Source organism: Nocardioides sp. CPCC 206348 (assembly GCF_048654705.1).
Classification (GTDB): Bacteria; Actinomycetota; Actinomycetes; order Propionibacteriales; family Nocardioidaceae; genus Nocardioides.
In genome coordinates this window covers 39,545-46,331 of record NZ_JBMCZA010000191.1, presented here as the reverse complement: position 1 = coordinate 46,331, position 6,787 = coordinate 39,545, and the positions used below count along the sequence as shown (strand labels likewise).

General features: G+C 70.0%; 6 protein-coding genes. 3 read left to right on the top strand and 3 right to left on the bottom strand.

From position 1 onward, the window contains the following. The first annotated feature begins 223 nt into the window (after nt 1–223). Both ACOADB_RS16640 and ACOADB_RS16635 read left to right on the top strand, forming a co-directional pair. Nucleotides 224–1,390: a sensor domain-containing diguanylate cyclase gene (locus ACOADB_RS16640; protein ID WP_378600810.1), complete on the top strand. Its 1,167-nt coding sequence runs from the start codon at nt 224–226 to the stop codon at nt 1,388–1,390. Then, a complete protein-coding gene (locus tag ACOADB_RS16635; RefSeq protein ID WP_378600808.1) occupies nt 1,387–1,686 on the top strand; it encodes a DUF1905 domain-containing protein in 300 nt (99 codons plus the stop codon). Before ACOADB_RS16640 ends, ACOADB_RS16635 begins: the two co-directional genes overlap by 4 nt. A gap of 63 nt (nt 1,687–1,749) precedes the next feature. Here the strand turns inward: ACOADB_RS16635 and ACOADB_RS16630 are convergent, their stop codons facing one another. Next, a complete protein-coding gene (locus ACOADB_RS16630; RefSeq protein ID WP_420280966.1) occupies nt 1,750–3,528 on the bottom strand; it encodes an acetyl/propionyl/methylcrotonyl-CoA carboxylase subunit alpha in 1,779 nt (592 codons plus the stop codon). 184 nt (nt 3,529–3,712) lie between these two features. Between ACOADB_RS16630 and ACOADB_RS16625 the strand changes: the two genes are divergently transcribed. Beyond that, on the top strand, nt 3,713–4,918 hold the full coding sequence (locus ACOADB_RS16625) for an acyl-CoA dehydrogenase family protein (RefSeq protein ID WP_378600804.1): 1,206 nt from the start codon (nt 3,713–3,715) through the stop codon (nt 4,916–4,918). Between the two features lie 3 nt (nt 4,919–4,921). Here ACOADB_RS16625 and ACOADB_RS16620 read toward each other — a convergent pair whose 3' ends face one another. After that, entirely contained in the window at nt 4,922–6,232 is a 1,311-nt protein-coding gene (locus ACOADB_RS16620) for a hypothetical protein (protein WP_378600802.1), read from the bottom strand. Further along, the coding region (locus ACOADB_RS16615; RefSeq protein WP_378600800.1) for a Maf family protein at nt 6,220–6,787 on the bottom strand (568 nt) is incomplete at its 5' end. The genes ACOADB_RS16620 and ACOADB_RS16615, both read right to left, overlap by 13 nt.

Genomic DNA, 6,787 nt, shown 5'->3' with positions numbered 1-6,787 from the left:
TGGGGTCGAGTGACTGGTCAGCTGTGCGGCAGGTCCAGGGGGCCGTCGGAGTCATCGTCAGCACCGAACACCGGTGCCCTGCTCTCTCGCCAGGACCTTCGTCCCGAGCCGAGGCCGACCCCACCGGCCCGGAATGACCATGGTGCTGCGGTCTTCGATCATGATTTGCTGGCAGGTCCCGATTCGGTCTTCGGACCGCTCGGGACGGACCTACCGTGGCGAGGTGGACACCATCACCCTGCGCGTGGCATTCGGCCTCGTGGCCGTGTGTGTCCTTGCGCTCTTCTACGGCGTGACGTACCGGTCCACGCGGTCGTCGTACAGCGCCTGGTGGTGTCTCTCGCTGTCGTGCTTCATCCTCAGCGCGTTGCTGTTCGTCCTCAACGGCACCCCGGCGCAGGTCGTCGCCAACCCGGTGGGCAATGCCACCGGCGCCCTTGGTGCCGCTTGTGTCTGGGCAGGTGCCCGGTCCCTCCGTGGTCGGGACGTCTCGTGGCGGCCGCTGGTGCTGGTTCCTGCGCTCGTTCTGCTGGTCTCGCTGCTGGACGACCCGGTCCACGACAGGTGGTCCGGGGGCATCGCGTACCTCCTCGCCATGGCAGGCCTGATCGGGCGGTCGGCCGTCGAGCTCCGCCAGCTGCTCCGCGAACGTGACCCCCGGGGCGGCAACAGCGACCAGATCGGGTTCGCGGTGTCGTCGATGGCGATCACCTCGGGAGCCATCGCCGGCTACTACGCCGTGCGAACGGTCGTGTTCGTCGTCCTCGGCCCGGAGCATCGGGTCTTCGACGTCGGGTTCGGCGGCCAGACGACCACCTTGCTCACCATGGTCCTGCTGGTCGTGGTGACGTTCAGCATGTCGGCGCTCAGTCACGAGCAGCAGACCTCCGACCTCCGGTTGCAGGCCACGCGGGACGCGCTCACCGGTCTGCTCAACCGCGCCGAGTTCTTCCGGGTCGCCGAGCGCGACCTCCGGCGTCGCGGCCGGCGGGCGGCGCTGGTCATCGCCGACCTGGACCGGTTCAAGGACCTCAACGACCGGTTGGGCCATGCGGCCGGTGACGACGCGCTGATCGCGTTCGCCAAGAGCTGTGCGGCCGTCGTCGGCGACCGCGGGCTCGTCGGTCGCCTGGGTGGGGACGAGTTCGTGCTCCTGGTCCCCGACGTGGAAGCCGACCTGCTCACCGAGGCGATCGCGGCCCGCTACAGGCGCGACGCCGAGCGTCGTACGGCAAGCTTCGGGATCGCCACCATCGCTCCCGGCGACGACATCGCGACCACGATGGCCGCCGCCGACGCCGCGTTGTACCGCGCCAAGGCCGGTGGACGCGGTCGGGCGGGTCGTGGCGCCGATGACTCCCGGCGCGACCCGCGGTCTGCACTTCCATGAGCGATGACAAGCATGGCACCGGCCCGTTGGACGTCACCTTCAGTGAGCAGCTCTGCAGGAGCACCGGCAGCGCAGCCGCCTGGACCTGCGTGAAGTGGGCGGAGTCCGTCGACTACTTCGGCACCAAGGGCCTGGTGAAGGTTCGCGGCACGATCGACGGAGTGCCCTTCGCCACGTCCTTCATGGCCCTCGGCGACGGGACGCACATGCTGCCCGTGGCCGCCGCCGTACGGAAGAAGATCGGGAAGGGTGAGGGGGACACCGTCGAGGTGAGGCTCGAGGAGCGCCTCTCCTGACGGTGGACGTCTCGATACTCCCTCGCCGGGCGGCTCGGGCTGCTCGACGAGCCTGGGGTGGCGTCAGTCCTTGATCTCGCAGACCACTTCGCCGTTGCCGATGGTGGCGCCGACCTCGGCGCTCAGGCCGGTGATGGTGCCGGCCTTGTGGGCCTTGAGGGGCTGCTCCATCTTCATCGCCTCGAGCACGACCACGACGTCGCCCTCGGCGACCGTCTGGCCCTCCTCGACGGCGACCTTGACGATGGTGCCCTGCATGGGGGACGTGACCGAGTCGCCCGAGGCAGCCGCGCCGGCCTTCTTGCCGGCGGAGCGCTTGGGCTTCTTCGCGCCACCACCGCTGGTACCGCCACCGGTGGAGATGCCGCCCAGGCCCGCGGGCAGGACGACCTCGACGCGCTTGCCGCCGACCTCGACGACCACGGTCTGCTTCTCGCCGGCCTCTTCGGCTTCGCCGGCGGCGCCGGCGTACGGGGTGATCTGGTTGTCGAAGTCGGTCTCGATCCACGTCGTGTAGACGTCGAAGGACCCCTCGCCCGTGGGGTTCGAGGAGGCGACCCAGGCCGGGTCGTTGGTGATGACCTCGTGGAAGGTGATCGCGGTCGGCATGCCGTCGACCTCGAACTCGGACAGCGCACGGCGCGAGCGCTCGATCGCCTGGGTCCGGTCGCGGCCGGTCACGATCAGTTTCGCGATGAGCGAGTCGAAGGCACCGGGAACGGTCTCGCCGTTCACGTAGCCGCCGTCGACGCGGACGCCCGGGCCCTGCGGCGGATTCCACGCGGTGAGCGTGCCGGGGGCGGGCATGAAGTTGTTGCCGCCGTCCTCGGCGTTGATGCGGTACTCGATCGAGTGGCCGCGGATCTCCGGGTCGTCGTACCCGAGCTCCTCGCCCGCGGCGATGCGGAACATCTCGCGGACCAGGTCGATGCCGGTGACCTCTTCGGACACGCAGTGCTCGACCTGGAGGCGGGTGTTGACCTCGAGGAAGGAGATGGTGCCGTCCGCGGCGACGAGGAACTCACAGGTTCCGGCGCCGACGTAGTTGGCTTCCTTGAGGATCGCCTTCGAGGAGTCGTAGAGGCGCTTGTTCTGCTCGTCGGTCAGGAACGGCGCGGGCGCCTCCTCGACCAGCTTCTGGTGGCGACGCTGCAGCGAACAGTCGCGGGTGGAGACCACGACGACGTTGCCGTACTTGTCGGCCAGGCACTGGGTCTCGACGTGGCGCGGGCGATCGAGGAACTTCTCGACCAGGCACTCGCCGCGGCCGAAGGCGGAGATCGCCTCGCGGACGGCGGATTCGTAGAGCTCGGGGATCTCCTCGAGGGTGCGCGCGACCTTGAGGCCACGGCCACCGCCACCGAAGACTGCCTTGATGGCGACCGGGAGGCCGTGCTCCTTGGCGAAGCCGATGATCTCGTCGGCGTCCTTGACGGCGTCCTTGAGGCCCGGCGCGAGCGGGGCGCCGGCGGCCAGGGCGATCTGCTTGGCCTTGGCCTTGTCGCCGAGGCCTTCGATGGCCTCGGGGGAGGGGCCGATCCAGATCAGCCCGGCGTCGATGACGGCCTGGGCGAACTCGGCGTTCTCGGCGAGGAAGCCGTAGCCGGGGTGCACGGAGTCGGCGCCCGACTGGGCGGCGATGTCGAGGATCTTCTGGATCGAGAGATACGACTCGGCGGGCGTGGCGCCACCGAGGGCGTACGCCTCGTCGGCGAGGCGCACGAACAACGCGTTCGCGTCGGGCTCTGCGTAGATCGCGACACTGCCGATACCGGCATCCTTGGCGGCGCGGATCACACGGACCGCGATCTCGCCACGGTTGGCGATGAGGACCTTGCGCAGCGGCTGCACGGACTGAGACACGGGAACTCCTGTCGAGCGGTCGATGGCGGTGCTTCGCACGCCAACGTCGGATTCTAGGGCGTCCAACCTTTGGGGCTGTGACGGGACCAGTGACCGGGCAGTAACCGAACGACCTGCGCCGCGAGGTTAACAAACGTTAACCACGTGTCCTAGGATGTCGAACATGACCCAGTTCGAACTGTCCCGAGAGCACGAGGAGTTCCGCCGCACGGTGCGGGACTTCGCTGACGCCACCATCCGTCCCCACGTGGCGGAGTGGGACAAGGCGCACCATTTCCCGACGGACGTCGTCCAGAAGATGGGTGACCTCGGGCTGTTCGGCCTCACCTCCCCGGAGGAGTACGGCGGCGCGGGGCTCGAGCCGGAGGACGGCCCGTTCACCTCGCTCTGCCTGGCCATCGAGGAGCTCGGGCGCGTGGACCAGTCGATCGGCGTCACGCTCGAGGCGGGCGTCGGCCTCGGCATCAATCCGATCCTGACCTACGGCACCGACGAGCAGAAGAAGACGTGGCTGCCCGACCTGGTGTCCGGACAGCGGCTTGCCGGCTTCGGCCTCACGGAGCCCGGGGCGGGCTCCGACGCGGGCGCGACGAAGACCAGGGCCGAGGTCGACCCGTCCACCGGTGAGTGGGTCATCAACGGCAGCAAGCAGTTCATCTCGAACTCGGGCTCCTCGATCACGTCGCTGGTGACCGTGACCGCCCGCACCGGTGTCTCCGATGCCGGCAAGCCGGAGATCTCCACGATCGTCGTACCGTCCGGAACGGCCGGCTTCACCGCCGAGGCCGCCTACGACAAGCTCGGCTGGCACATCTCCGACACCCACCCGCTGACGTTCGTCGACTGCCGGGTGCCCGAGGCCAACCTGCTCGGCGAGCGCGGCCGCGGCTACGCACAGTTCCTGGCGACGCTCGACGACGGCCGGGTCGCCATCGCGGCGCTCGCCGTCGGCCTGCTGCAGGCCTGCGTCGACCTGTGTGTCGAGTACTCCCTGGACCGCCAGACCATGGGCGGCCCCATCGGCCGCAAGCAGGGTGTCGCCTTCCAGATCGCCGACCTCGAGGTGATGCTGCACGCCTCGCGTCTGCTGACCTATCGCGCCGCCGCGATGAAGGACGCCATGCTCGGCGACCGCGGGCCGTCGGTGAAGGAGTTCAAGCAGGCCGCCTCGGTCGCCAAGCTGTACTCCTCGGAGTCGGCCGTCACCGCGACCCGGATCGCGACCCAGGTCTTCGGCGGCTACGGCTTCATGGAGGAGTACCCCGTCGCCCGGTTCTACCGCGACGCGAAGATCCTCGAGATCGGTGAGGGCACCTCGGAGGTGCAGCGGATGCTGATCGCCCGCGGTCTCGGCCTGCCGGTCGAGTAGGGCTCAGCGGCGGTGTCGCCCACGCTTCACGTGGTGGTGGACCTTGTTGAGCAGGAACAACAGGGCCGCGACGATCGCCAGGCCGCCGGCGACCACCAGCTCCACGGCAGGTCCGTCGTCGGAGACCTTCGGCGCTGGTGGGGCGGCCACGACCGGCGCCTGCAGGGTGCCGTCGACGAGACGTGAACCGGCTTGGGGACCGATCAGGCCGTCGAGCTCGGTGTACGCAGGAACACCGTCCTGGGCCTCGCCGCTCCGCACCAGGGTGACGGTCGCGGGCACGCTCAGCGCTGCGTTCTCCGGTGAGGTCTCGGCGGTGCCGTCCGCGGCCGTGCCGGTCCAGCGGATCACGACGTAGTGGATCCCCGCGAGGGTCGCGGTGTTGATGCCGGCGTCGTAGCTGTCCCGGTTCGGGTAGGCGACCACGTGCGACTGCGCACCCGTGCGGAAGCGCCCGGTCCCGCCGACCCAGTCGGCGGGCTTGCGGTCGGCGAACGAGACCTGGCTGGTGCCGAGCATCGGGCCGACGACCTGCACGCTGATCCCGTCGGTCGCCGGAGCGTCCTTGGGCAGTACGGCGTCGAGCTGCGCCGCGAGCGACTGGTCCCAGTCGAGCGGGATCGCCAGGACGAGAGTTCGTCCAGGCCGCAGCTCCAGGCCGAACGTGCCGTCGCGAACCACCGGCGCATTGGTCGGCGTGGTCCCCAGGGGCAGGTCGCGCGCGGGATCCGCCGGGGTCAACGGGGTCCACGCCGGCTCCTCGGGCAACGGCAGCACGTCGAACGAGTACGACGACAGGGCCGGCTCCTCGAACACGAGGATCTCGAAGGGCAGGTCGGCATCGGCCGTTTCGATGGGTGCCCCCACCGACAGGTAGAGGCCCTCGGCGGTCGCACACTCGTGGTCGGGCACGTCGGTCCAGGTCGACACAGTGGTGAACAGCACGGGGGCCGGCTCGCCGAGGGTCGGCCGGAACACGCCGCCGCTGCCGCACCCCTGGTCACCGGGCGTCGTACCGACCTTGAGGCGGATGCCCTCGCCGATCGAGTTGCCGGAGCCGACGTACAACGCCCCGACGTGGAAGGTGGTGCCCGGTGCGGTGCGGGGGAGCCGGTAGTGGAGCTCGCCGGTGGCCGGTAGCCGGTCGAGATAGCGGCCGGTGGTGATGACCGGCGCCTGCGACGCATCAGGGGTGCCGGTGACCGGCGTGCCGGCAAGCGCGGGACCTGGATCGTCATCGGCAACGGAAGGCGCTGCCGCCAGGAGCGGCACCAGGAAGGCCGCGAGGAGCGCTGTCCGGGTCAGTGGGCCCACAGGTCGGTCCATCGGTGCCCGAGCTCCCGGACCAGGCCACGCACCAGCGGCAGGCTGACACCGACGACGTTGTGGTGGTCGCCCTCGATGCGCGTGACGAAGCCGCCGCCGAGTCCGTCGACGGTGAAGGCTCCGGCGACGTGGAGCGGCTCACCGGTCGCGACGTATGCCGCGATCTCCTCGTCGGTGACGTCCGCGAAGTGCACGGTCGTGGACGCCGTGGCAGCCACCTGTTGTCCCGAGGCGACGTCGCGCAGGCAGTGGCCGGTGTGCAGGACACCCGAGCGTCCGCGCATGGCCTCCCAGCGACGGATGGCGTCGGCGGCGTCGTCCGGCTTGCCGAGGGCTTCGCCGTCCAGCTCGAGGACCGAGTCACAACCGAGCACGAGGGCCTCGCCGGGCAGGTCGGCGCTGGCGGCCACGGCGCCGCACTTCAGCTCGGCCAGCCGCAGGGCGAGCTCGGCCGGCGGGACACCCACCACCTGCGACTCGTCGACGCCGGACACGATCACCTGCGGGTCGAAACCTGCGCTCCGCAGGGTCGCCAGGCGGGCG

Bases quoted from the DNA above. Each gene is read 5' to 3' on its own strand.
- ACOADB_RS16625 (WP_378600804.1), top strand. From the start codon at position 3,713: ATGACCCAGTTCGAACTGTCCCGAGAGCACGAGGAGTTCCGCCGCACG.
- ACOADB_RS16635 (WP_378600808.1), top strand. From the start codon at position 1,387: ATGAGCGATGACAAGCATGGCACCGGCCCGTTGGACGTCACCTTCAGT.